The sequence below is a fragment of the Occallatibacter savannae genome (genome assembly GCF_003131205.1).
In the GTDB taxonomy this organism is placed as follows: Bacteria; Acidobacteriota; Terriglobia; order Terriglobales; family Acidobacteriaceae; genus Telmatobacter; species Telmatobacter savannae.
On record NZ_QFFY01000006.1, the window covers coordinates 316,070 to 339,203 of the forward strand.

Annotated in this window: 23 protein-coding genes; 12 read left to right on the plus strand and 11 right to left on the minus strand. The window is 54.7% G+C overall.

Going from position 1 to position 23,134, the window contains the following annotated elements:
* Positions 1-467: 467 nt before the first annotated feature.
* Positions 468-2,405, minus strand: a complete 1,938-nt coding sequence (locus DHV10_RS22110; protein WP_109488589.1) for a winged helix-turn-helix domain-containing tetratricopeptide repeat protein — start codon at positions 2,403-2,405, stop codon at positions 468-470.
* A gap of 205 nt (positions 2,406-2,610) precedes the next feature.
* Between DHV10_RS22110 and DHV10_RS22115 the strand changes: the two genes are divergently transcribed.
* Positions 2,611-3,081 carry a hypothetical protein gene (locus tag DHV10_RS22115; RefSeq protein ID WP_109488590.1) on the plus strand — a complete coding sequence of 157 codons (471 nt, stop codon included), beginning with the start codon at positions 2,611-2,613 and terminating at the stop codon, positions 3,079-3,081.
* Between the two features lie 71 nt (positions 3,082-3,152).
* Complete coding sequence (locus tag DHV10_RS28055; protein ID WP_109488591.1) at positions 3,153-4,808, plus strand: DNRLRE domain-containing protein; 1,656 nt, start codon at positions 3,153-3,155, stop codon at positions 4,806-4,808.
* Between the two features lie 339 nt (positions 4,809-5,147).
* On the opposite strand, the gene DHV10_RS22125 is transcribed toward DHV10_RS28055, so the two are convergent.
* Together DHV10_RS22125 and DHV10_RS22130 are read right to left on the minus strand one after the other, a co-directional pair.
* The gene (locus DHV10_RS22125) at positions 5,148-5,927 is read right to left on the minus strand and encodes a hypothetical protein (RefSeq protein WP_109488592.1); all 780 of its coding nucleotides are present in this window, start codon (positions 5,925-5,927) and stop codon (positions 5,148-5,150) included.
* A gap of 235 nt (positions 5,928-6,162) precedes the next feature.
* Positions 6,163-7,035: a MerR family transcriptional regulator gene (locus DHV10_RS22130; protein ID WP_109488593.1), complete on the minus strand. Its 873-nt coding sequence runs from the start codon at positions 7,033-7,035 to the stop codon at positions 6,163-6,165.
* 532 nt (positions 7,036-7,567) lie between these two features.
* Here DHV10_RS22130 and DHV10_RS22140 point away from each other — a divergent pair.
* Entirely contained in the window at positions 7,568-7,894 is a 327-nt protein-coding gene (locus DHV10_RS22140; RefSeq protein WP_109488595.1) for a hypothetical protein, read from the plus strand.
* Between the two features lie 164 nt (positions 7,895-8,058).
* Here DHV10_RS22140 and DHV10_RS22145 read toward each other — a convergent pair whose 3' ends face one another.
* Positions 8,059-8,691, minus strand: coding sequence for a hypothetical protein (locus DHV10_RS22145; protein WP_109488596.1), 633 nt, complete (start codon positions 8,689-8,691; stop codon positions 8,059-8,061).
* A gap of 157 nt (positions 8,692-8,848) precedes the next feature.
* Entirely contained in the window at positions 8,849-9,247 is a 399-nt protein-coding gene (locus DHV10_RS22150; RefSeq protein ID WP_109488597.1) for an ester cyclase, read from the minus strand.
* A gap of 302 nt (positions 9,248-9,549) precedes the next feature.
* Here DHV10_RS22150 and DHV10_RS22155 point away from each other — a divergent pair, with 302 nt between their 5' ends.
* The 4 genes from DHV10_RS22155 (at position 9,550) to DHV10_RS22170 (ending at position 13,152) form a co-directional block, all read left to right on the plus strand.
* On the plus strand, positions 9,550-10,872 hold the full coding sequence (locus tag DHV10_RS22155; RefSeq protein WP_204101500.1) for a hypothetical protein: 1,323 nt from the start codon (positions 9,550-9,552) through the stop codon (positions 10,870-10,872).
* 41 nt (positions 10,873-10,913) lie between these two features.
* Positions 10,914-11,438 carry a PP2C family protein-serine/threonine phosphatase gene (locus DHV10_RS22160; protein WP_239461988.1) on the plus strand — a complete coding sequence of 175 codons (525 nt, stop codon included), beginning with the start codon at positions 10,914-10,916 and terminating at the stop codon, positions 11,436-11,438.
* A gap of 157 nt (positions 11,439-11,595) precedes the next feature.
* Positions 11,596-11,940 (plus strand): ribonuclease E inhibitor RraB, encoded by a 345-nt coding sequence (locus tag DHV10_RS22165; RefSeq protein ID WP_109488600.1) that lies wholly within the window; start codon positions 11,596-11,598, stop codon positions 11,938-11,940.
* A gap of 201 nt (positions 11,941-12,141) precedes the next feature.
* On the plus strand, positions 12,142-13,152 hold the full coding sequence (locus tag DHV10_RS22170; RefSeq protein WP_109488601.1) for an alkaline phosphatase family protein: 1,011 nt from the start codon (positions 12,142-12,144) through the stop codon (positions 13,150-13,152).
* Here the strand turns inward: DHV10_RS22170 and DHV10_RS28060 are convergent.
* Complete coding sequence (locus DHV10_RS28060; RefSeq protein ID WP_275425936.1) at positions 13,128-13,253, minus strand: hypothetical protein; 126 nt, start codon at positions 13,251-13,253, stop codon at positions 13,128-13,130. The two genes, DHV10_RS22170 and DHV10_RS28060, sit on opposite strands and share 25 nt — an antisense overlap.
* Before the next feature lie 139 nt (positions 13,254-13,392).
* Between DHV10_RS28060 and DHV10_RS28065 the strand changes: the two genes are divergently transcribed.
* The 5 genes from DHV10_RS28065 to DHV10_RS22205 all read left to right on the plus strand — a co-directional run bounded on the left by DHV10_RS28065 (position 13,393) and on the right by DHV10_RS22205 (position 17,843).
* Positions 13,393-13,524: a hypothetical protein gene (locus DHV10_RS28065; protein WP_275425937.1), complete on the plus strand. Its 132-nt coding sequence runs from the start codon at positions 13,393-13,395 to the stop codon at positions 13,522-13,524.
* A gap of 371 nt (positions 13,525-13,895) precedes the next feature.
* Complete coding sequence (locus tag DHV10_RS22185) at positions 13,896-14,363, plus strand: hypothetical protein (RefSeq protein WP_109488604.1); 468 nt, start codon at positions 13,896-13,898, stop codon at positions 14,361-14,363.
* A 119-nt stretch (positions 14,364-14,482) separates the two neighbouring features.
* A complete protein-coding gene (locus tag DHV10_RS22190; protein WP_109488605.1) occupies positions 14,483-15,490 on the plus strand; it encodes a YncE family protein in 1,008 nt (335 codons plus the stop codon).
* A 132-nt stretch (positions 15,491-15,622) separates the two neighbouring features.
* A complete protein-coding gene (locus DHV10_RS22195) occupies positions 15,623-16,894 on the plus strand; it encodes a hypothetical protein (RefSeq protein ID WP_162601782.1) in 1,272 nt (423 codons plus the stop codon).
* Between the two features lie 700 nt (positions 16,895-17,594).
* The gene (locus tag DHV10_RS22205) at positions 17,595-17,843 is read left to right on the plus strand and encodes a hypothetical protein (protein WP_109485815.1); all 249 of its coding nucleotides are present in this window, start codon (positions 17,595-17,597) and stop codon (positions 17,841-17,843) included.
* Positions 17,844-19,130: 1,287 nt separating this feature from the next.
* Here DHV10_RS22205 and DHV10_RS22210 read toward each other — a convergent pair.
* From DHV10_RS22210 to DHV10_RS22230, 5 genes are all read right to left on the minus strand, one after another.
* Complete coding sequence (locus DHV10_RS22210) at positions 19,131-19,568, minus strand: DUF488 domain-containing protein (protein ID WP_109488608.1); 438 nt, start codon at positions 19,566-19,568, stop codon at positions 19,131-19,133.
* A complete protein-coding gene (locus tag DHV10_RS22215) occupies positions 19,568-20,191 on the minus strand; it encodes a DUF488 domain-containing protein (protein WP_109488609.1) in 624 nt (207 codons plus the stop codon). Before DHV10_RS22215 ends, DHV10_RS22210 begins: the two co-directional genes overlap by 1 nt.
* Before the next feature lie 4 nt (positions 20,192-20,195).
* Positions 20,196-20,882, minus strand: coding sequence for a dual OB domain-containing protein (locus DHV10_RS27330; RefSeq protein ID WP_162601783.1), 687 nt, complete (start codon positions 20,880-20,882; stop codon positions 20,196-20,198).
* A gap of 61 nt (positions 20,883-20,943) precedes the next feature.
* Positions 20,944-22,017 (minus strand): ImmA/IrrE family metallo-endopeptidase, encoded by a 1,074-nt coding sequence (locus tag DHV10_RS22225; protein ID WP_109488611.1) that lies wholly within the window; start codon positions 22,015-22,017, stop codon positions 20,944-20,946.
* A 6-nt stretch (positions 22,018-22,023) separates the two neighbouring features.
* Positions 22,024-22,626 carry a hypothetical protein gene (locus DHV10_RS22230; protein ID WP_109488612.1) on the minus strand — a complete coding sequence of 201 codons (603 nt, stop codon included), beginning with the start codon at positions 22,624-22,626 and terminating at the stop codon, positions 22,024-22,026.
* Positions 22,627-23,134 lie beyond the last annotated feature (508 nt).

A 23,134-nucleotide genomic window follows, 5' to 3' on the forward strand; every position in this document is an offset into this window, starting at 1 on the left:
CTACATCTGCACCTTCTGAAGCTATTGAGGGCGGATCACCGGCAACTCGGAAGCTATCCGATTTTTGGATTGGTTCCGAGTTGCCGACAACTCTCTCGCAACCCTTAAAAAGATGGTGTTTCAGAATTCGTGAACCCTTGCCGACTTATGTGTACCACTCCGAAGCCCGAAGTTTTAAGGACGATCAGTGGCCTGACCATACTTTATGGTTAGGCTGGCATCACAGCTTTTCTTCAGATCAATACAAGAGCAGGATTGTAAAGCCGACTCTCGAAGCGTGGATGTAGCTACAACCTACCAATCGCAGAAAGCGGCTTCATTGGTTGCCAAACGATGGTGCTGCCCGCAGGAAGCTGATAAGTCCAAACCCGCTAAGGGCTCGATGTGGCTAATTGACTCTCTCGCGCCGTTCCACCCAAACGTCTCAGATTAATCCCTTGTCAAATGGATCAATCGTTTCGTCGAGATCACCGGGTTCCAGATGCGAGCAGCCCGATTCGGCTTTCCAGGTTTTCAAATTGTGGCTCGGTTCGAAGCCATGCGAATTCCGGATCCCGAGCCATGAAATTTATCCATGGCGAATGTTCCTGATATGCGTATTCCAACCAGCGCAGCGTCTGTTCGCGATCCCGCATGTGCGAATAGACCAGAGCCAATTGGAGGGCCGATCCTATACCGCTCCTACCAACGGGTTTTAGCAGGCTCACCCTGCGTCGCCAGTAGCCGTCAGGACCTCCCGCCAGGAAGGCATTTCGCAATAACTCTCCATCCTTGGGTCGACCGGCTGCCGTCCATTCGAGCTGATGCTCCTTTATAGCCTCGGGATAATTTTCCTGCTGCTCGTACACTCGGGCGAGGTCGTCTGCGACGAAAGGGCCGAAGGCGGGGTCCAGTTCGAGCGTTGACCTGAATTGAGCCGCTGATCGTTCGTACTGGCCCTGGTAGTAGTAGATCAAAGCTGACCAAGTATTGATCGAAACGGAATAGGGATCCAACTGGCGTGCAATCTGAATCTCGCTCAAGGCCTGTTCGAACCGGCCTGCAAACACGAGATAGTGTGAATACCAGTGGTGAGCTGTGGCGTAATTGGGATCGAGCTCGATGGCACGCCTGAACTCTTCATCCGCAGTAGCGTAATCCCAGTAATACGAGAACTTGATCAGAGCGAGAGAGGCATGAGCCTCGGCAAGAGAGTCGTCCAAGGCTAGGGCTTTCAAAGCCGCCGTTTCGGCTTTGGGCATTGCCTCATTCGCCTGAAGACCACCATGGTGAGCCATGACCGCATAAGAATCCGCGATTCCTGCCCATGCCGGCGCATAGGTTGGGTCAAGATCGACCGCACGCTGAAAGAACTGCAGTCCTCTGGTTTCGGCTTCGGTACCGCGCCGGTGCCACCAGTACCGGCCTTTCAGATAAGCGTCGTGAGCCTCGATGTTCAACGGCCTGATCGGTTGTTTGTTGGGATTGGAACTTACATCTCGCACCGCCATTCGGGCATCCGTTGGGGAGATGATGTGCGACCCGATCTTCGAGGCAATTTGCGTGGCCACTTCGTCCTGTAGCTTCAGAATGTCATTCAGATCACGCTCGTAGCTATCCGCCCACAAGTGCTGATCGGAACGCGAATCGATCAACTGCACTGTAATCCGAACTCTGCCCGCGGATCGCATGACCGTGCCTTCGATGATGGCGTCCACACCTAACTGTTTTGCAATCTCTGGCAGAGGTACTCTGGTGTTTTTGTAGCGTTCCACTGACGTATGCGACGTCACGCGCAGTTTGTTGGATTTGGCTAAATCGGTGATCAATTCATCTGTCATTCCGTCGCTGAAATACTCTTGCTCCGGATCGGCGCTGAGATTTCGAAGGGGAAGCACCGCAATGGATGACACGGGCTCGGCGATCTGAGGCGAGGGACGCCGGAATTCCGAAATGATAGCCGGACCAGCGAGAAAGAGAACGAGAATCAGGACGGATGCGCCAATTGCGACCCAATAAAGTCTCGGCAGGGTTGTGGATGGAAGAGAGGCTGTGTGATTCGCATCTTCCAATTCGCTATTCGGGGAAGAAGAGATAAGGGCAATCAAACGATAACCCAATTTGGGTACGGTTTCCAGGAATCGTGGGGCGTCCGCATCATCCTCCAATGCGGCACGAATCCGGCGGATAGCGTAGTTCAATCCCTGGTCGAAGTCGACAAAGGTGTCAGCGCCCCAGACTGTGCGAATCAGTTCCTGCCTCGTGACGATCTCACCGGCCTTGTGAACGAGCACAGAGAGCACTTTTGCCGGCTGGGGTTCAAGCCGCATCACCCTCCCGCTCTTCTTCAGCTCTCGCGTGATGCAGTCAAATTCAAACTCCCCGAAGCGAACGCGGTTCTGAGGGGTATTTAACTCGGTCGCCACGAGGATCCTCGCTCATGAGGTTGGGAGGCGACTAGTATATCCCGAACCCGACTAAAGTGCACGTGAATGGAGCGTTAGCTTCCCTCATCAGACCCTCATACAAGCTTCATCGCCGCTCCATTGACGCTCATCGCGGCGTGAGGCACCGTGCCTGACAGGTGCATGGGCACGGCACATCTCGCGGCAAAGCTACTAAGGAGAAACTATGGAAAACCGTTTAATCACTCTAGCTGCGTACTTCGTTTTTGCCTCAGCGATATCTGTGAGCTCGACAGCGCAATCGCGATGCCACGAGATTGGAGGGTCCATCGAGACGAATTTCGTCGATTCCTCGGATACGCTCGGTAGCGCGACCGGAGATCTGGCTGGAGGATTGGGTGTACACGTGCTGAGTCAGGAGCCCGGCCCGGATGGAACCATCGCGATAAGCGTGCAGCACCATTGGGTCACTGCGGTCGGCGACATCATTTCACTGGACCAAGCGACAATCACCTTGTTCCCGACCTCCGTGCCGGGGTTCTATGCGGCTCGTTACCTGAATGGGGTCACAGTAAATGGTTCCGGAACTGGGCGTTTCGCCGGAGCAAGCGGCAAGCTTTCCGGCTGGGGTGGGGTTGACTTCAGTCGAGGCGCGCTGGTGCTGCGCTACTCCGGGAAGATTTGCCACCGAGACTGACCTTTTCACTGCACATACTGCGCCGTGTTCTCGACGGGAACTCTGTTCAACCATTTACGGGGAGAGGACCAATGTTTGGTTACAGCAAAAAGAGTCGGCAGAACTACCACCTGCTTTACGTGCTGGCCGCTCTGGTAATGGTGCCGAACCCTGCGGTTGCGCAGGCGCCGCCCAGCGCAGACACGTTCGTCAGCAGTGCGACGCCGACCACGAACTATGGCCCGACAACTAGTCTGGCGGTGGGTCAAGGAACCACCACTTACATCCAATTCAATCTCACCGGCATTCCGGCCAACGCGAGTGTGAGCAAGGCCACGCTGCGGCTCTACGTTGACGCGGTGGGCAAAGCCGGTAGTTTCGATGTTTACGAGGTGGACAACCCATGGACCGAGAACAAGGTCACTTACAACACCCCCGCGCCGGTTCCTGGAATCTCCGCCACTGGAGGGAATTCGGTCGCAGTCACGGCTGCCAGCATGAACCAGTATCTGCTAATCGACATCACCAGCCTCGTCCAGGCATGGCTGAATGGCAGCATAGAAAACCACGGCCTCGCTCTGAGACTCACTTCGTCTGCGGGGTTGTTCTCGTTTGATTCCAAAGAGAGCTTGCTCACGGGCAACGGCCCCGAACTGGAGGTCTCTTGGGCTACCGGCGCACAAGGCCCTGCCGGTCCGGAGGGCCCTCCAGGACCGGCGGGACTTCAGGGTACTACCGGTGCCGTCGGACCAGCCGGACCACAGGGGATTGCAGGACCCCCCGGGCCGCAAGGGCCAGTTGGCGCTCAAGGGGCACAAGGTCTTCCCGGCGCAACCGGTTTGCCCGGCCCCAAGGGTGACCCGGGCCCGCAGGGACCGCAGGGTCCCGCAGGAGGGTTGAAAGAATGGAAAGCCGCGCTGAAGCGCTGGTACCGCCGTGATATTGACATATCCAGCTTCGGCCTCGCCACGGCCATGACCTTCGATGGGGCGAATATGTGGCTGGCTACGCGCAATTCACTGGTCAAGATTCGCGCGACGGACGGAGTTGTACTAAGCTCTGCGCCGATCGCAGGAGCACCCGTTTGGGACGCTCTCTTCGACGGATCCTACGTCTGGCTTGCCGAGAATGGTTACGATCTCCAGGTGAACGCGGCCAGCGGCAGCATTCTGAGTTATTTCTACACCGGGATACCTTTCGGTTCCCCCAAGATCACCTCCGACGGCGCGACGATTTGGTCTGCCGGGGGAAGTACCGTCACCGCAATGCGCGCCAGCGACGGGGTCTCTCTCGGTATTGTCTGGGTAGGACCAGGACCACTCCGTTTGGCTTTCGATGGAACCAGCCTGTGGATCACAAGCGCGGCTGCGAACTTGGTGACCAGGGTTGACCCCGCCTCTGCATCGATTCTGGGCACCTATGCAGCCGGTGCCGCGCCATCAGCAATGGCGTTCGACGGAGAGGCCATGTGGATCGTGAACAGCGGCGACGACACCGTAACTCGGATGCGCCCAAATGGAACCGTGGTAGGCACCTATTCTACCGGTCATGCTCCGTCCGATATCGCATTCGATGGCCAGAGCATTTGGATTGCCAACCATGGCGATAACACCTTGATGAAGCTGCGGGCGAGTGATGGCGCCGAGCTGGCAAGGTACACGACGGGCATCGGACCATTCTCGATTGTCTTCGACGGCGCGAATATTTGGGTGGCCGATGATGGCGACGAAACTCTCAGTAGGTTCTGAGCCGGCCCGCGCAAGCGGGTCCCGACTTATCTTCACGGCTCAATCCAGACTTGGCGTGCCCTTCAGTCTGGTACACGCTTGATTTCGTCTGCCGCTGCTTCTGCGTAAATGCCTTCTTCTCGAAGCCGGCGATTTTGACCCGGCTCGCTGATTCAGGGCGGTCGGAGAGAAAAGCGGTACCGATAGACGGGCTAGGGTCTCGTGATCGCGAAATGTGCAATTTGTTGCCTCAGTGTCCCAGTGGCCGACCAATCACCCGGAATACTTCTTACAGAACGGAAACAGCCCTGAGTCACCGTGGAGCCACGCAATGCAACCTTCTGCTTCCCAAGACAGGCTTTAATGACCATCCAATTCGTTAAGAAAGCCGAGCCTTCGGGCTTCTACCGAATGAGGACCATGGATCTCATTCAAGAAAGCTTTGTATTGACGGACGGCCGCAGTAAACGTTGGATGCGTTGGCGAAACCGTCGCCTGAAGCCCTCTGATTCCTGACTCGAATAGCTCAGCTGCACGTCCTGGCTCGCCGTTCTTCCAGATGGCATAGCCAAGCAAAAACTTTATGTAAGAGATGGCGAGAGGACTTCCTGCAGGGTGGACACTCTTTGCAATTCCAAGCGCGGCCACCAGTTCTGGAATTGCGTCATCATAGTGGACCTGAGCGCATCGAATCTCGGCGAGATAGACGAGCGCAGTCATTTTCTCATCCGCGGTCGCCGTTGAGTGCATTGTGGGATTCGTCCTCTCTGGGACTAGCCGGTGCACTGCCATTTCTGCGAACATCTCTGCATCGGGCAATCTGTGCTGTCCGAGCGACACCAATGCCAAGTGCATCCAACTCAGCCCCACTCCAACGGCATCGTGCTTGGCTTCGCGGATAAGGAGCGCCTCTGTTTCCACGGTCCGAGCCTTCTCGTACTTCCTGATTTGCACATACATCGTTCCCATGCCATCCAGAGCGTCGGACATAGATTCAGAACCTTCAGTCTTGAGAAGCCGAACAGCCTTCTTGTAGGCGCGTTCAGAGTCCTTGTAGCGGGCAGATATCTGAAATGCAACCGCCAGCTTGAACCAACTCGCTCCGTCATTGGGAATCTTTGCTCGCTCTTGGGAGGTCATCTGCGCTCCTGACAACTTCTGTCCTGACACGATGTTCGGCCCCAAGCACCGGCCTGCAAGTGACAAAAGAGCTATGACTATAGTTGTTAGACGTATCCTCCGCATTCGATCACCTCCTGCCTAGATGTCGTCCGTCTCCACATCCGAGTTGTTGTTACGCATAGGGGGGTGTTATCTCGGCCGCCGAAAACAACTCGAGCGCCGGATCCACCCGTGGTTGAAGATGTCGTTGGGGTTAAGGCCTGACTTGCACTATTCGCCCATCTGCGATCTGCCACTCGCCAACGAGAGGAGGCCCCACTAGCTCCATTCCGTGTTCTTGAAACAATCGACGAAACTCATCTATCGAAAGTGCTTCGTGCACCGGCGGGCCACTGTTATGTTTACTGAGTTCCCGAAAGAACTCTTCCATCCGACCCGCGGGCTGATAGAGGTCCACAATCCTTGCAAGCTGGCCGTTCGCTGATGCCCAGGCATACGGCGTCTGCCGCGGTACGAATACGCTCTCTCCCGGGCCAGCATGGAACTGATTTTCACCGACAGCGAATTGCAACTCCCCCTCGATCACGTAAATCCATTCATCCTGTTCGCAATGCCGACGCCGTGGTCCAGAACTCAACCCTGTGAATTCGAAGATGCACATCTCTCCGTTTGTGTCTTGTCCTGAGACTTTACAATCGGTCGGCTCGCCCCTGAGCTCAACCGGCTCATTGGAGCGGCTGGCTCCAGCGGCTACCTTAAAGCCGTCAAACATTTCTTCGCTGCTCATCTTTTTCGTTCCCTTCACGTGATCGATCGTCTTGTTGATGGTGGAAATCAGGGCTTGCGTCCGGGCGAGCTGTTGTTCCAACACCGCTCGATGTGCTTTGAGCGCGGCAGCCTTTTCGAAATCAGCTCGGCCCAGAATGCTCTTGATTTCGCTAAGCTCCAAACCCAATTCGCGATAAAAGAGAATTTGCTGCAACTTGAGAAGCTGCGGTTCTTCGTAGTATCGGTATCCGTTCCCATTAACATATGCGGGCTTTAGAAGGCCGATTTCGTCGTAGAAGTGGAGCGTTCGGATGCTGACACCCGATAGACCCGAAACGCGTCTGACCGTGTATGCCATGCTGGCTATCCTGAGGCATCACGTAACGGCAGAGTCAATAGAAATTTCGAGCCTGTCCAAAGGTCTGAATGACCTCACACAGCTAATGACAAATGACCGATCCACTTGATCCCAAACGGTGCATGCACGAGTTGTGCAGAGCACTTTTGAAGTTTGGCGACCAGCTCAATCCGTACGGCGACGGCCGCCTTAGCGTCTCCATGTGACCATCGGCGATACGGATGCAGGGTACCCATTACAGTGTTGACAGCGAAATCGGGAATGACGGCACTAGTAATAGTACCGCTGGCCAGTAACCGGCGATTGTCGCTCTGAGCCATTTTCTTGACCTCAGAGGCCCCATTGCCGACCACTGACTGATGATCCGATCTGCGCTTGGGCCGAAGGATATTCGATATGCGAAACGGTTTGAGAATTCTGCTGTTGCTGGGCTTTACTAGCTGCGCTTTTGCTCAACAGCCCGACTGCAAAGACATTCAGATTTTCGAGTCCAAGCTGCCGATCTATCCGCCTAATTGCCCGTGCTGCACACATGAAAGGTGTCTTCCACTTTGCGGTGATCGTCTACCCTGATGGCCACTCCGAGGTCCGATTTGTGGATGGCCCAAGTAAGGGTGCGTTTCAAGTGTTTGCAGTGAGCGGCCGTGATTTCCTTGAGAGCCGTCGATACGGGTGGGTTACTGGAGGCCAGCACCAATCGTGCAGCTACACGGCTGAGATTGAGTATCGAATGCTACCTGAGGAAGTGAGTTCGCCCAACAATTTCATGCGTGTCACAGACCTTGATCTTGGTCACACGCTCGTCGAAGTGAAAGCCACTTTGCCGACAATCAACACATCGGTGTCCACCATTCGCTAGAGCCTCGCTACGTCGCCGAGGCATACTGCTGGTGTATCACCGGCAACTCGGAACCTGACAATTCCTCGGTTTGAGTCCGAGTAGCCGACAACTCTCTCCGAACAATGGCATGCCGCCGATTCACCAATAAAGAAGCTCCGACCAACTTCAGCTCAGCTCGTTATTCACGCGCTAAACGTCTGCTCGAGCGGGCCAAAGATTTTCTCTGAAAATGCACTCCAGCTCTCAAGAACTCTAGCCACACCATCTGTGTCACGCATAGTGACGAAGCCGCTGACTTCCTCCGCTCTTTCGATTATGGAGGGAGGAAACTCATTGCGCCTGCCGTCGGTGAGGTATTGAATCGCGGAGTCAATATCTGCACGCCTCAGATAGCAAATGAATCTGACCCATATGGGATAATGTCCCCCTATCTGGCCTGCGTCCAAATGCGCTGCGAGCTCAGTGGCTGACTTGATCTTTGATATATCTGCCGCATACGAATTGACAGCTTGCTCGCACTCCTCTTGAGAATCTCTGTCAAACGAGCAATGAACAAGCCTATCGCCTAAACACCAGGAAACAAATGTGTGTCGATCGAAAGCAGGGAGAACGAATGTCGAAATATATGTATCTAACGGCGACCCTTCGATGACAAACCCAGAGACAATATCCCTATTTCGAAATCCAAGCCACCCACCCTTGCCCAAGGAGATAAAGCCCTGCTTCTTGAGAAAGACGGATATCTGCCTGCGCTTCTTCGATGCTTCCAGCGCACCACGCGCTAAAAGACTCAAGCTTCTGCTGAGATTAGTCATTGAACATTCTCGTTCTTTGGCGTGAGCTTGCAGGCACACTGAATACTGTAATCTGCCGTCTAGAGTGTCGCTACGTCCCGAATTACCGGCAACTCGGAATTGGAAATTTCTTGCTTTAGGGTCCGATTGGCCGACAACTCTGGAACAGATGCTCAAGTCATTTGACATTCAACTGGCGCTGATAATCCGCTTCATCGAAATGTCCCCTTGACCTCAGAATCAATCCAGTTCCTCCGAACTGCCAAATCTCGTAGCCACCGATCTGAACCGCGTTGCCGCTTCCTCCCGGCCCAGTGTTCGTTCCGGCAAGGGTCCATTGAAAAATCGCTCTGTCTTGGTTCGCGCTCACATCGACCATTGAAACGACCATATCGGGGAAGGCTGTCATGAAGGACTTTGCCGTCGCCGCAATGGATGATCTCCCTACCGACGGTAACCCCAAATTGATCTGGAGCGAACCGCCTTCTTCATAGAACTCCGCCACACAGGCGGCACTCTGACTGCACCAAGCGGCTGCATAGCTCATCCCGAAGCGTTGCAATTCAGCGTGGTCCATCGCGCCCCTCCCTACATGTATGCTGCGCTCACAGAATCGCACACGTCCCTTCAAAGGACAGCTGATGGAACGGGTCGCGGGTGGATGACCGGCAACTCGGAAGCTGGCAATTTTGGCTTGGGACCGAGTAGGCGACAAACAATTCGCACTGGGCGTGTAGACTCGATCTAACCTGCAAACACATTGCGAATTATCGCTGGGGTGTAACGATGCGATTGCGAGCCCTGCTCATTGCACTTTCGTTGATGCCGCAGACCACCTGTATCGCGCAAGTGAGCTTTGATCAGGCACGGGTACCAATAGTGGAACTGCGCGGCCCGTGGCGATTTCATCCGGGGGACGATGCACGATGGAGGGATCCTGAGTTCGACGACTCAGCATGGGCGCTCATCAGTGCAGACAAGACTTGGGACGAGCTGGGATTTCAGCAGCTCACAGGCATGGCTTGGTATAGGATCCGAATCGCAGTTCCAAAAGAACACGGCGACCTTGCATTCTTTGTCGGCGATGTGAACGGGAGCTTTGAAATCTATGCCAACGGGCAACGACTAGGTGAAAAAGGCGGTATGCCGCCCGATCCCTGGGAACCCACGGCGACCCGTTCCGTCTACCCGATACCGAACTCCCTTCTCGCGGGAGATGGTTCTCTGGAAGTTGCAGTACGGGTATGGAATTGGCCTGTTCACAAAGGGGTCGCAGGCGGGGGATTTACCGAGGCTCCCCGAGTCGGTGATGCGGGGACAATCCAACAGTGGCTTGAACTCGAGAAAGACCGAGAAATCAGACGTCAAGGCGGAGTAATCACTGAGCTTTTTGGCAGCCTACTGATTGGATTGGCAAGCCTTGGGTTATACGCCTTGCGCCGAAGGGAACGGGAATACCTCTGGTTTGGCTTGAGTCTTCTGATGTGGAGCGCAAATCACGTTGGGTCCCTAGTGGCAGCTTCTCAGCCGGTTCATTTAGTTAGCCTATCGGTGTGGATCGCTCTAACATACTGCCTGAGGATCCTGTTCGAACTCGAATTCTATGTCGTCTTCCTCCGCCAGAAAAGACGCTGGCTCTATAGCATTGCCTTCCTCGTGCTATTGATGGAAAGCGCAACGTTAGCGATGTTGGATGTTAGGGGCGGCGGGCTCGCTTTGGGATTTCTTTTTGTTGTTACAATCACTCTGGCCGATTGTTGCGAAATCGCAATGCTTACCATCGGAGGGTTTCGGGGCATTCGCGACGCATATATCCCTGCCGTCGCCTTACTGATGCAGGCCAGCTTGGCCAGTTCATCTATCGTCCTTGCTCTTCTTCCGCCCTGGGCGTGGTCGAGAGCCGTCTTGGCATTCCTTCAGCGCGGACTCGAATGGCCTTTTTATCTCAACTACGGTGAAGCCGCAACCGACCTAGGCGGGCTAGCTGTTCTCGTCATCCTGGTGTACCGGTTCGCCCGTAGCAGGCAGAACGAAGAGCGGCTACAAGTCGAGATGGACGCGGCGCGGGAGGTCCAAGAGGTCCTCATCCCAACTGCTATGCCCCCAATATCCGGTTTTGAGATGGAGAGTATCTACCTCCCGGCACTGCAAGTTGGGGGTGATTTCTTTCAGATCATCCCGACGGGGCTGGGGGAGTTTTGATCGTAATTGGCGACGTGAGTGGGAAAGGAATGCCTGCCGCTATGACCGTATCACTCCTCGTGGGTACGGTCCGCACGCTAGCACAATTCATGGACAACCCCGGCGAAATCCTTACGGTAATGAACATTCGCATGTTGGCTCGCAGCGGAGGCGGATTTACGACGTGCCTCGTCCTTCGAATTGATCCAGAGGGAACGATGAAGATCGCGAACGCGGGTCACATTGCACCGTTCTTGAATGGCGAGGAACTGACACTTCAAAACGGTTTGCCTCTGGGTCTTTCGGTGGACAGTACGTACACGGAATCAACATTTCATCTCAATCTTGGTGAGCAACTTACGCTATTAACAGATGGTGTCGTCGAGGCGCGGTGCGAGAGCGACGAACTCTACGGCTTTGAGCGCACCGCTGCGATTGCGAGATCCAAAGCGGAGACAATAGCCCGAACGGCACAACAATTTGGACAAGAAGATGACATCACTGTCCTCACGGTGACTCGAAAGCGAACCGAAAGATCTCTGATAGCCCAGGCGCCGACATCGGCATTATCCACGGATCTCGCCTAAAGCCGATGCTTTGACTCTTGTCCTCTGGCGGTCGAGTCACCGGCCACTCGGAACTTAGAAATTCTTGGGTTTGGTTCCGAGTTGGCGACCACACTCACACAAGAAGACTTGAAGCACGGGTTGCAGCCTTCATTTGGTCCAACTAGCATTGCGAACGATGGATTTCCCGAGTGATGAGAATGCAGAGGTGCTGCGCCGGATGGAGGCCGCAGGAGACGATCTTACCCTGTCACGCAACATCGACTTCACAGTTGTTTTTCCGGACCAGGCGGCAGCCCAGAAATTCGCCGCACGTATCCGTGATTTGGGCTTTGTTGCATCGGTCGAGCTAACACAAACGGCCGAGGACCATCCGTGGGATGTCGTGGTTGTCAAAAACATGACACCGTCCCGTGAAGGGATTGGAGATTTCGAGAACCTGCTTGAGAGCGTGGCAGTCCCTCTTGGTGGACGTAACGACGGATGGGGTTGCATGTCGGAACGTCCAGTGCAAGAAAGTTAGAACTGCTCGGCACTGGCGAAAATCTGTCAAAGGGAAGAGTTGGCGACCACTCCGGTCACGGTCGCGGACGCGGGAAAGCCACAGGTCACCGAAACTAATTGATCCGGACGGGGTTCGTCCGAGTGTCGCCTCGGAGCACGCCGCCAGGGCGGTGCGGTGCATCCAGTCATAGATTCTTGCTCTCAGGAGACTTACGGCCACATGGAACGCAACCATAATCCTTATCTGCGCGCCAATTTGGCCGCCCTCTCGCAAACTCGACCGAAAAGAGCCACGTGTCAAAAGCTGGCACCCCTACTCGCCCTAGGCGGCCTCCTCGCGGGCTGCGGCGGCTTCTCCGGGAACGTAGGCAACGGCTCGGGCGGCACTACTGCTTCCATTCCCCAGGTGCAACACGTTGTCGTGATTACGCTTGAAAACGCGAACTACGGCGATGTCGTCGGCACTCAGAATATGCCTTACCTCACCAGCCTTATGTCGCAAGGCGCGCTGGTGAACAAGTACTACGCCAACAGCCACCCGTCTCTCCCCAATTACTTCATCATGACTACGGGTCAAGCCATTACAAATAACGATGGCTACTCGGGCACCGTAACAACCGACAATGTCGTTCGCGAGATGGCAGCAGCGGGCAAAACCTGGAAGGTCTATGCGGAGTCGCTTCCCTCACCCGGGTATGTCGGCGGCGACCGCGGTCCCTACGTGCGCCATCACGATCCATTCACCTACTTCAGTGATGTGCAGCAGAGCACAACCGAAGCCGCCAACGTTGTTCCATTTACGCAGTTCGCGTCAGACACCACCACCGGGTCATCGTTCAAGCTGCCGAACTATGCCTTCGTCGTGCCCAACCTCGTCGATGACGCACATAGCTGCTCGACCGGCGGCACCACCGACTGCACGCTTAGCAGCCGGCTCAAAACTGCAGACGCATGGCTTCAGCACAATGTCGGCCCCCTGCTCAACACCACCGAGTTTAAAACGAGCGGCTTGCTCATCGTCCTGTTCGAGGAGTCAGCCGACGACATCACGAACGGCGGTGGTCATGTGCTCGCCATGATGACTGGGACGCATGTCCGCGCAGGCTATAACACCAGCACCACTAGTTACGATCACCGCAGCTTGCTTTCGCTCACCATGAAGGCTATAGGAGTTCCCAATATCCCGAACGGCGCCGATGCAGCCCCTCAGATGACAGAGTTCTTCAAGTAGAGGAGCGTCTTAGTCCCCACCTGCACGTAAGGCGAGCCGTGCCACCGAGCGACGGCCAGCCCGATCCTCACCTCATGCCCAGTGACGGCGATATTCAGCATGGCTTAAGCCTTCTCGACATATAAGCCAAAATGGGTGCCTCACAAACCGTCAAATCGCTTCTACTTCGCGGATGGTCGGAGTTGCCGCCTGATCGAGATCTCGAAACGGATTGCTCGGCTCCGCCAGGCGGAGCGCTGCTTGAACAAGAAGATGTCCGAACAGCCTCAAGACGAGAAGATCGAGACGGAGGCTCGCGCCGAGCTCGCCAGGATCCTGAAGTCAATTGAAGAGCTCACCGAAGAGCTAAGAAAGGTCGAAGGCGAAGCGTAGAGAACGATGCAAGACTCACAGTTTCCCGACATCGTCGGCATTCTGGGCTTTGTTTTTGCGGTCCTCGGAATCGCCGTCATCGACGCTCAGGCGACTCTTCGCCTGTCGTGCCTTTTCCTAAGCGCCGTCTGTCTCTCAATCTCCTTTAGGTCACAAATTCAATGGCCGTCGTGGGTGCGGTGGCTGCTTCTGTTTACAGCTGACTCAATCCTAGCTTTTGCCGGGTGGTCTGTCGTTCGCATAGACCGGTGATAACTGACATCCCTCAATGTTTGATCCCGCAGACCACGCGGACAGTCCGCTCGACTTCAGTGTTTCTTCAGCATGGATATACAAGACTAGACATGCGCAACTGCGCTGGGAGAATCACAATGCCGAGTTGGAAAACGATCTTGCTCGCCGGCGGCTTCTTGTTTGGTGGCATCGCCTTTGCAACAGCCTCGGAAAAAACGATCCAGCGTGCTGAATTGCCCGCTGCGGTTCGGAAGACAGCAGATGAGCAAAGCAAGGGTGCAACGATCAGGCGCTACGTCAAGGACAACGAAGGCGGCAAGCCTGCATACGAAGTGGAAATGACTGTAGATGGTCACTCGAAGGACGCGTCTATTGCTCCAGACGGCCGTGTGCTCGAAGTAGAAGAGCAGGTCAAACTTGAGTCGCTTGCCGGCGAAGTCCGTGAAGGGCTGCAAAGGAAGGCCGGGAAAGGCGCCATCACGAAGGTTGAATCCATCACGAAGGGCGGCAAGATCGTGGCCTATGAAGCTCAGGTCAAAACGGCAGGCAGGCACTCTGAAGTCCAGGTCGGCCCAGACGGCAAGCCTCTGGATCATGAGGAATGATCGGATCGCTCAATGGCGAACTCCGGCAGGTCTATTCAGCATTACTTCATATAGCGTGAGTAGACTTGCGTTGTCGCGGTGAAACCATTTTCGCGCCAAACATCACTTGGGAGAAATCAATGCTCGTCAATCGCTTTGCCTTTCTCGCTGTCTCGCTGACGCTCGCGTGCATTTCTGGCGGAGCGCAGAGCTGGCATGTAACCAACACATTCCATCCCGGTGGCGAAGGCGGCTGGGACTACGTGACTGTAGACGCCTCTAGCCAACGCCTGTTTGTCACGCGAAGCACGCACACCCAGGTCATTGACAGCCGAAGCGGCAAGCTGCTCGGCGATATCACCGGGCAGGTTCGGTCGCATGGTGTCGCGCTCGTTCCGAAACTGAATCGCGGGTTTATCACGGACGGGGGCGGATCCGGCGCGATCTTCGTCTTCGACCTCAAGACCTACAAGGTGCTTGGTCGCATTCCCACGATGCCCGACTCCGACGGCATCATCTACGACCCGGGCACCGATCTTGTTCTGGCTGTTTCGGGAGACGGCAATTCTCTCATGACCTTCCATCCGGATATCGATCCGAAGAACGGAAAGGTGACGAAGATCGCGCTTGGTGGCGCGCCTGAATTTCTGTCAGCAGATGGTTCAGGAAAGGTCTATGTCAATCTGGAAGACAAGGACCTTGTCGCCGTAGTCGATCTGCACGCGAACAAGGTGTTGAATCGGTGGAGCGTCGCACCGGGCGGCAGTCCAGTGGGGATGGCGATTGACTCTTCAGGGCAGCATCTTTTCATCGGATGCCGCAAGCCGCAGAAGGTGATCGTGATGAGCACGGCAACCGGCAAAGTGGAAGATGCGCTGCCGATCGGCGCTGGAAATGATGCCGTAGGGTTCGACCACGGACAGGCATTTGCCAGTTGCGGTGACGGATCGCTTGCCGTGATTGGAAACAAGGCGGGCCATTTCGAAGTTCTGCAGAGCGTCAAGACTGCGCCAGGTGCTCGCACCCTGGGCATTGATCCGATGGCGAATCAGATCTTCCTCCCTACGGCCGAGATGCTGCCGGCTGAGGCAGGGAAACGTCCTCAGCCCAAACCCGGCAGTTTTGAACTCGTCGTAGTCAGCCAGTAAAGCAATAGAGGAGCCCGGGCGCTTTGGAATGGACACGTCCGTTCGCCCCAAGCACCGGTGGGCTCCGTTGATTGAGCTGCGCATGGTCACGCGAATGCCTTACCTTTCCTTGTTGCAGCGGTCGATACTGTGATGCGACTTTCTGTCTTGAGTGCTTTTTGTATTCCCGCGATCTTCTTTTCCGCTGGCGCCCGTTCACTATCTGCGGTCGGGCAATCCGTTACCATTCCCGCGGGTGTGCCGCTTAGGGTCCAGATCAATCATCCCTATCGTGTCCACGTTGGCCAGCGCATCGAAGGCCACCTGATTGAAAAGGTCGACCATGTGGATCACGTAGTGCTCCCTGTCAACACTCCAGTCTCTGGAGTGATTCTTGGGATGCGGCGGGTCAGTGAGCCGAGCCGCACGCACGCGATCCTCGATGGTCAGTTCATGCCGCCTGCTGTTCCCGCCGTCCGCTTCGACTCGCTTCGTCTGCCTGATGGCAGGACTGTAAAGATCGAAACCGCCGCGACAGAACGCGATGCGACTGTCGTCACAATGAATGCGGGCAGCAAACCTGGGCTGCGCGCACGAGCGCGTGCCATCATCCAGGACCGCAAGCGGGAAGCCGCGCAGACCCTGCATCACCCCAACATCGGCGATCGCGTCGAGAAGTGGATCTACGGTCAGCTTCCTTGGAGCCCTCCCACCGTCTGGACCGGGACCGAGTACGACGCGGAACTTACCGCTCCGCTAATGATCACCGGTCCACAACCGCCGCCTCTCCCCGAAGCGCCCGTGCAGGGAACACCGACAGGTATTGTTCACGCGCGACTGCTGACTCCGCTCAACTCAGCTACAGATCGCAAAGGAACGCCGGTATCGGCAGTTCTTACCAGCCCTCTGCTGACTGGCGACGCAAAGCAGGTTGTCTTCCCGGAGGGCGCCACCATGTCCGGGGTGGTCACAGTTGACCGCCCCGCAAAGTGGTTCGCCCGCAACGGACAACTCCGCTTCTTGTTCCACAGCATTTCGCGCGAAGACGCTGCGTCCTCCTCGATCCACGGTCAGTTGGCCTCCGCCGAAACCAGCCCAGGCTCCCGCGTGAGACTCAGCGACGAAGGAACGGCACAGTCCTCTTCCGGACCTGGCAAATACCTGGCACCCATGGCGCTCGGAGTGATGGCTGCTTCCGCGTTCGACGGAGATGCCACGTCAAACCCAATTCATAGCGGTGTTGATAGCAATGGGTTCGGTTTTGCCGCCCGCCTTCTCGTCATGAGCTCAGCGAACGCGGTACTCCTCCGTGGATTTGCGGTGTTCGCCGTTTCTAAATCCGTCTACTACCGTTGGATAGCGCGTGGGCATGAAGTCGCGTTCCCGAGAGACACCCGCGTACAGATTTTGTTGAACGCGCGCTGACGAGTATCGGAAACGTGCATTTGGCCAATTCATCAACAGGTAGGACAAGTCTTCGATACTGCCCGTCAGGCTGGAGTTGAACTGGCGGGCAGTACAGACCGACGCCCATCACGGGCCGTAAACGGGCGTCGCTTCGAGGGTGGCGATCAGTCACCCCAGACTTCATGATTCCGTTTCGCGCTCATCGTCGCGTCGGACACGCTTTGATACCACTCAATGATGCCCGGATTGCAAGAGTGCAGCCGCTCTTTGCGCCCGAGATCAGCTTCGTCGCGCATGCTTGCGACTGTGACGAAACATTGGTGGCAGATTGAATCAAAAGTGCCGTCCTGATTGGGGCGATGAGAAAACTTTATGCTGCCTGCCATATCAACGTACCTCCGGCGTGGCTGAATACTTTGAGGTATAGCTCCGCTCGGGCGTGAGTGCAATCGCCTTACGGTAACCGCAGGTTGCTTACCGAAGTTGGTTTAACGTTTTAGGTCAAAATCTTGCCCTAAGGGTTTCACAAATGTACTGATTCGACTGGCGTGCGGCTCTTCGCGTTCATGCAGGCTCTTCGAAGTGCCACGTCCTACTTCTGTAATCAGCGGAACGGTTACTTCGTGAGGGTAGTTTCGGTTCATGTATACGCTTCTCCCGCCACGTTAGCTTCAAAGCGATGAGTGGTGTCTTTAGTCGAATTCCCTAGGAGGGAATGATGGAAGAAATGTATCAGGATGTCACGATCACACCGATTCGCCGCTTGGCAGCTGAACCGTTCATGTACAGGCTCCTTGTATATGGAAAGAAGCCAAACCTGTGGACCACACCCGGTATCTATAGCACGCCGGAAAAGGTACTCGCTTCCTTCGCACCGCCGCTGTGCGTTGAGTATCAGACCCAGATTTTAGACACGCTCCGCGATGGCAAGGAAGTGAAGATCCGGTTGAATGATTCCATCCAATAAGCAGGTGATGACGCCTTGCACGACTGGGATGCCGCATCCTGAACCTGGAAGGCCGTTATGGACCATTGGGAGGGCAAATTATCAGACGGAGACCATCCTGCCGAAGTACATCTTCGATCTCAGCTTCAGACAGCAAAGCTTGCGCTCTCGCACTCTCGAAGGCTCTCACGCTTGAAAAGAAGCTTGAGCGCTGCTCAGGTACTTTAGTGCCCCAAAAGTCGCATTGAGTAGCGCGATTGCCCCGTGTCAGCCCTTGACGAGCATGGAAGACCGCAATGAATGCGAGTCAGGCTTTCCAGATGTTCTCGGCATCATCGGTTTGGCCTTAGCAGTCGCCAACATCGGGCTTTCGGAAGTGGACTCGACTGTTCGGCTAGTCCGCCTCGGAAGCAGTGCGACCTGCCTGTCCCTTTCTTTCGGCGGTCATGAGCAGTGGACTGTCTGGCTGCGCCGGCTACTCGCGCTATCGCAGATTCTGTTCTGGGTTACATCGCATGTCTCTGGTTCGCCATCACTGACGCTCCCCGAACAGCGGTCAGAGAGATGTCCAGATTCACCTGATTGATTGACCAAAAGCGGGGATCTGAGCGGATAACCGGCAACTCGGAACTTTGACGTTTGTTCGCCAGTTCTTTTCGCTGAGCAAATCCGCGTTTTCCGATCGGTACTGATAAACGAGCTTCGCGCCACGAACTCAGAAACTACAGAAGAGGGTCAATCGGGGACAGCTCCTGGCCTGCAGTAACATTGCGAGTCGAAGGCGATAAGTTGAGTCTTTCTGCGCTGCGATCTCATACTCGCCGAATCGACTAGAGCACAAGAACTCCACTCTGTACTGCTTTTGTACCGCCGATCCACCCATTGTTGCGATTCCTGCGATTTGAGCGGATCTCGATCGATAGCACTCGACCTTTTCGACAGCTTGCTTTTCCCAGTGTTTGTGGCAAAATCATCGTGGATTCGCGCTAGTGGCTGGACTGGGAGGATCGTTCGAGTCCTACCTGAGGAGCCAAATTATGTTTACAAACAATAAATTACAGACGGTACTTCGAAGAGGCCACCAAAAAGGCCACCAGTATATCCGCAAACACTGGGAACGTGGACACTTGCATCGTGCCAGAAACCTTCCGCTGCAAAAATCCCAAGAACGTGAGACTCGTTGAGAACGGATACGGGAAGATGCACGTTCAAACGGGAAGCCGATTCTCAAAGGCCACCTTAAAGGCCACCACGGGCGTCGTCGATTGACCGTCCCGATCTTTCGCGGCAGATGGACGCTCGAATCGCCTACTTGATATGCACGATTTCAACGTCGTCCCATTTTTGTTGGAGGTATTCAGCAACAAGCCTTCTATGGCACCGATCAGGCGTCTCTTCGCTACAGAGCAAACACGCCTCATCAAGGAGCTGTGGCCCAATCGTTTTCTCGACCTGTCTCTTTGCCATCAGGTCCAAGAACTGACGCTCGTAAAGTAGCCAATCACCTCGCTTCTTTTTGTAGGCATCAAGTATGTCGGATGTTGGAGCAAGTTCGGGAATATGCTTGTAGCCCATATTGCAGATCGTCTTCAGAAAATATCTCAGATCATCTTTCTTCGAGAATCCCGCCAATTGGGAAACGTTATTGAGTCGCACATCGACCAGCGTTCTCGCACCAGACCGTTGCAATGATGTGAAAAACTGCTCGGCTGATTTCTTTGTAAACCCAATGGTGAATATCCTCATCAGTGCTCCCGAACCTGATTCTTGTTTTCTTTGGCTGTGGGTGATGGACGCCGGAATGCTATTCGATGTTCCTGCCGTTTGTAGGCCTCTGTTTCTAAATCGATGGGGGAACGGAACATGTTACCAGTCGAAAGTCCGAGGAGTTCCGACAATCTGCGCATCGAAGTACCGTGATCTTCGAGTTCGCCGTTAGGCAGGATATGTTGGACCTCGAAGCCTTCAGCAACCAGATACCTCGCTATCAGGATGGATCGATGGCATTGCAGCGGCTCCTTTTCGGCGCACATCAGAGCAATTCGGAACCCGTTGTCGAAAAGCTCTTTCACGCGGTCGAGTCCGCCTTTGAATGCTTCGGTTTTTGCGAGGAGTTCGTACTGCACGGTGCCCTCGACATAGCAGCTTCTGTCTGGTGAGCGGGCACCGAGCTCCTTACCGAGAAACACGTATTCGATCTCATTCCTCGGCAAGACGGCATCAAGCTCCTCGAGATTGAATTGAGGGTTGAGCCGACTTCGGGGTGTTGACCGTACATCGCACACCATATTGATGGCGTGATGCGCGAGTAGTTCAAGGAAACGCATCTGCGAGTGAGTCGAGTGTCCTACTGTATAGATAGCTGCCATGGGTTTATGCAATAGGAGTGGGTGAGATCACCGCAGCAACAAGCTTGTAGCACTTCTGATCCCTCTCGTATGGTTCTGTCAGACTCACGCAGAGCAGAGCATCCTCGATTGGGTACTCTCCCTGACTCCTCCCTCTGAAAGTGTCTCGAAGCTTGGGATCGGTGATGCTGAAGTTGTAATAATCCCCGTTGTACGTCAACCCCGCACGAATGTTGTTCGTGTTCTTGAATGGGTTGAAACTTATTTCGACGTTGAGAACATCCGGTTTGATCAGCATGAGAGACCCTTCATCTCCCGCGAGATCAGTTGGGTCAACTCGATCATAAAAACCCGACGAGGAACGCTCAGTATTGGGCCAGAGTGTTTCGGGCTTATCCAAGTAACACTCTAAATCGTCAAATTGCATCGCACCAACTTTCTTCCAGCGTCCTGCTGCGATTACATAATTCTCTACCTGATGACCACGAGGATCATGACGCAGAATTGGAAACTCAATCACATCGAGTAGCTCTGGAATGTGTCTGGTTGCGTATAGGCACTCAGAGACAGAAATTTCGCGTGTTTCTCTTGCACTCACAGGGCGAATCCAAGCTCCTAAACCATTTCCGGTGATCTCTCTCCCAGCGATGCAACGTCCTGCTGGCGGCTTGTACGAATTAGCCAAGCACAGCATTCTTTTGATGTCTTCCATGGCCCACTTTCCTTTTGCTATGAAACTAGCCCTGATTCGGCCCGAGAGCCTAATCCGCGATCTACGCCATCCTCACCAACCTCAATCCGGTCGGTGCCAAATCCGGCGCGTACAATCCAGCGCACTCCTCCTCCCTCATATGCAGCAACTTCGCCAGTTCCTTCAACCCGAATTGCAGTTCTTTGATGTGAGCTGTCACAAGAGCGCTGATCAGAGTGGGCTTTTCAATGGGAACATCCAACTCGACGGGCTCTCGCTGCAAATAGCCAAGCCTACCCAGATTTATTCTCATGTACCGGTATTGGCTCGGACTGATCGTGCGCAATTGCTTCGCTCGTTCCAGAAGAGCAGCCATGGATACTTTCCACACGCTCTTAAGCGCAGCAAGCGTCGCCAAACGAACATTCCGCAATTGATGCTTGATTTCTTTTTCCGGCATAAGAAACTCAGCAGCAAATCTGTTTGCCTCCTCCTCCATGCTGTCAGTGGGTAGGCGGTGCATTATGAGGTGCCCTAATTCATGGGCCAGAGTCCACCGATAGCGGTCACCACCGATAGATTCGTCCGAGTTCATCAGGATCGTTGGTTGATGTCCAGGAATCCATTCACTCACAGCATCCGTCCGGGAACTACCGAATTTGTGTAATGCAATGATGACTCCTGCATCCTCTACAGCGGCAGTGAGGTTCGCGATTGGCCCCATTGGAATATGGAGCAACGCTCTCAGCCGACGGGCAATCTCTTCGGGACTCCCCTGTTCCTCCACGGACATTCGTAGCAGTTCAAATTGAGGGGAGATGTCCCCGGCCAAGAGCATACGGTCAACCCTCATGCGTGTGAGGTTCAGCACTGCGTGAATTCGACGCAATATCTTGGCAGGCATGTCTGCCCTCTTCCGATGAAAGAAGACTGATGCATTGAATCCGTAGATTCGATCTTCTTGATAGAAGAGATCGACCGGGTACTGAAGTGTATCGGCGAGACGAGAAGCCTGCTCTTCCGATGGTTGGATGATCCCACCTTCGAAGCGGGAAATAAGCGTTTGAGGCACCTTCGAGAGTGACGAGAGATCAGACTGCGATAACTCGCGTGACTCTCGGGCGAGGGTCAGCAAGGAAGAATTGAAGTACTGCATTGGGGATTACTCGCCTTCTTGAGCGAGGAGCTCGGTTTGTTCCGGCCCACGTTTGATCCTGACGCGTGTACGTGTGGCGACAGCGTCGGATACCTGAGTTGGCATTTCGATGACCTGAGATTTCGGTGTGAACTTTTCCAGTTCGATGTAGAACTTGCAGAAGTTGGAGGACTGGTATCGCTGAATCTGGACTAATTTGAGTTTCTGGTACGTTTCGTCGAACTGGAATCCCAATACGAGAAGCAGACGCTGAGGAGCAAAATCGAAGCTTCCGCTCATAAGTTCTCTTGCTAACTCGGTCGGGTAGTTAGAGGGAAGGCCATCAGAACCCAGTTGTTTGTACCAAAGGGCGCAGCCATTCAAAAGGTGGTAGGTAGTCTGGTTCGTATCAAGGAATTCTGAACCCGGAACGCCTGCGAATTGCTTTCGAGCTTCGTCGATCATCAGTGAATTGATCACGTTTGCAGTGGTGCGCTGGGCGAAAGTCATTCGGATTAGGGGATCGATGGTGTTGTACTTCGCCAGAGCGGCTTCTGGAACGCCCCAAAGCAGATGCCTGAAGTTTCTGATTTTTGAAATTACCCAATCTTGCGATCCCCAATTTGTCATGCGTCAAGACCCTTTCTGTCAATCTATTATCGATGAAGTGCGCATTTCGTGCAACTTTTATTCTAAAATTATTCAACATCGAGGCTCCCGCCTCCAGACTCCCCTCCGCCGCTGATCTCCTGTGCCGGGCCGACACTTCGGCACGTCAAGGACGGCAAAAAGGCCACCAAAAAGGCCACCACTTGATGCTGGCTAGAGCGGAATGCGGAAGATTCTCTTTGAATGTTATGGGAATCTGCAACTCCGCAGCAGCTCATGAATATAGGGGAATAATCGGAATGTTACGGAGCGTTAACGAATGTAAATGATTGATAAACAATCCATTTACCTGAGGAGCCAAATTATGGGCAAATTCGGATGTTGCCTGTGCCTCTGCCTTTGAGTCTGGCGTGTAAACCCCAGTGACATACAAGACTTCTACCGCAGCGGACCATGTCCCGCTGAAGCGACGGCTATGGCCTGCTGAAGCCCGTGGTTCTGCGTGACGGAACGCTGCGGGCGGTTGCTG

What these genes read in the sequence shown, in the direction of transcription:
- DHV10_RS22115 (WP_109488590.1), top strand. Translation starts at nt 2,611, where the DNA reads ATGGAAAACCGTTTAATCACTCTAGCTGCGTACTTCGTTTTTGCCTCA.
- DHV10_RS28055 (WP_109488591.1), top strand. Translation starts at nt 3,153, where the DNA reads ATGTTTGGTTACAGCAAAAAGAGTCGGCAGAACTACCACCTGCTTTAC.
- DHV10_RS22125 (WP_109488592.1), bottom strand. Translation starts at nt 5,927, where the DNA reads ATGACCTCCCAAGAGCGAGCAAAGATTCCCAATGACGGAGCGAGTTGG.
- DHV10_RS22130 (WP_109488593.1), bottom strand. Translation starts at nt 7,035, where the DNA reads ATGGCATACACGGTCAGACGCGTTTCGGGTCTATCGGGTGTCAGCATC.
- DHV10_RS22140 (WP_109488595.1), top strand. Translation starts at nt 7,568, where the DNA reads ATGAAAGGTGTCTTCCACTTTGCGGTGATCGTCTACCCTGATGGCCAC.
- DHV10_RS22145 (WP_109488596.1), bottom strand. Translation starts at nt 8,691, where the DNA reads ATGACTAATCTCAGCAGAAGCTTGAGTCTTTTAGCGCGTGGTGCGCTG.
- DHV10_RS22150 (WP_109488597.1), bottom strand. Translation starts at nt 9,247, where the DNA reads ATGGACCACGCTGAATTGCAACGCTTCGGGATGAGCTATGCAGCCGCT.
- DHV10_RS22160 (WP_239461988.1), top strand. Translation starts at nt 10,914, where the DNA reads ATGACCGTATCACTCCTCGTGGGTACGGTCCGCACGCTAGCACAATTC.
- DHV10_RS22165 (WP_109488600.1), top strand. Translation starts at nt 11,596, where the DNA reads ATGGATTTCCCGAGTGATGAGAATGCAGAGGTGCTGCGCCGGATGGAG.
- DHV10_RS22170 (WP_109488601.1), top strand. Translation starts at nt 12,142, where the DNA reads ATGGAACGCAACCATAATCCTTATCTGCGCGCCAATTTGGCCGCCCTC.
- DHV10_RS28060 (WP_275425936.1), bottom strand. Translation starts at nt 13,253, where the DNA reads ATGCTGAATATCGCCGTCACTGGGCATGAGGTGAGGATCGGGCTGGCC.
- DHV10_RS22185 (WP_109488604.1), top strand. Translation starts at nt 13,896, where the DNA reads ATGCCGAGTTGGAAAACGATCTTGCTCGCCGGCGGCTTCTTGTTTGGT.
- DHV10_RS22190 (WP_109488605.1), top strand. Translation starts at nt 14,483, where the DNA reads ATGCTCGTCAATCGCTTTGCCTTTCTCGCTGTCTCGCTGACGCTCGCG.
- DHV10_RS22195 (WP_162601782.1), top strand. Translation starts at nt 15,623, where the DNA reads ATGCGACTTTCTGTCTTGAGTGCTTTTTGTATTCCCGCGATCTTCTTT.
- DHV10_RS22205 (WP_109485815.1), top strand. Translation starts at nt 17,595, where the DNA reads ATGGAAGAAATGTATCAGGATGTCACGATCACACCGATTCGCCGCTTG.
- DHV10_RS22210 (WP_109488608.1), bottom strand. Translation starts at nt 19,568, where the DNA reads ATGAGGATATTCACCATTGGGTTTACAAAGAAATCAGCCGAGCAGTTT.
- DHV10_RS22215 (WP_109488609.1), bottom strand. Translation starts at nt 20,191, where the DNA reads ATGGCAGCTATCTATACAGTAGGACACTCGACTCACTCGCAGATGCGT.
- DHV10_RS27330 (WP_162601783.1), bottom strand. Translation starts at nt 20,882, where the DNA reads ATGGAAGACATCAAAAGAATGCTGTGCTTGGCTAATTCGTACAAGCCG.
- DHV10_RS22225 (WP_109488611.1), bottom strand. Translation starts at nt 22,017, where the DNA reads ATGCAGTACTTCAATTCTTCCTTGCTGACCCTCGCCCGAGAGTCACGC.
- DHV10_RS22230 (WP_109488612.1), bottom strand. Translation starts at nt 22,626, where the DNA reads ATGACAAATTGGGGATCGCAAGATTGGGTAATTTCAAAAATCAGAAAC.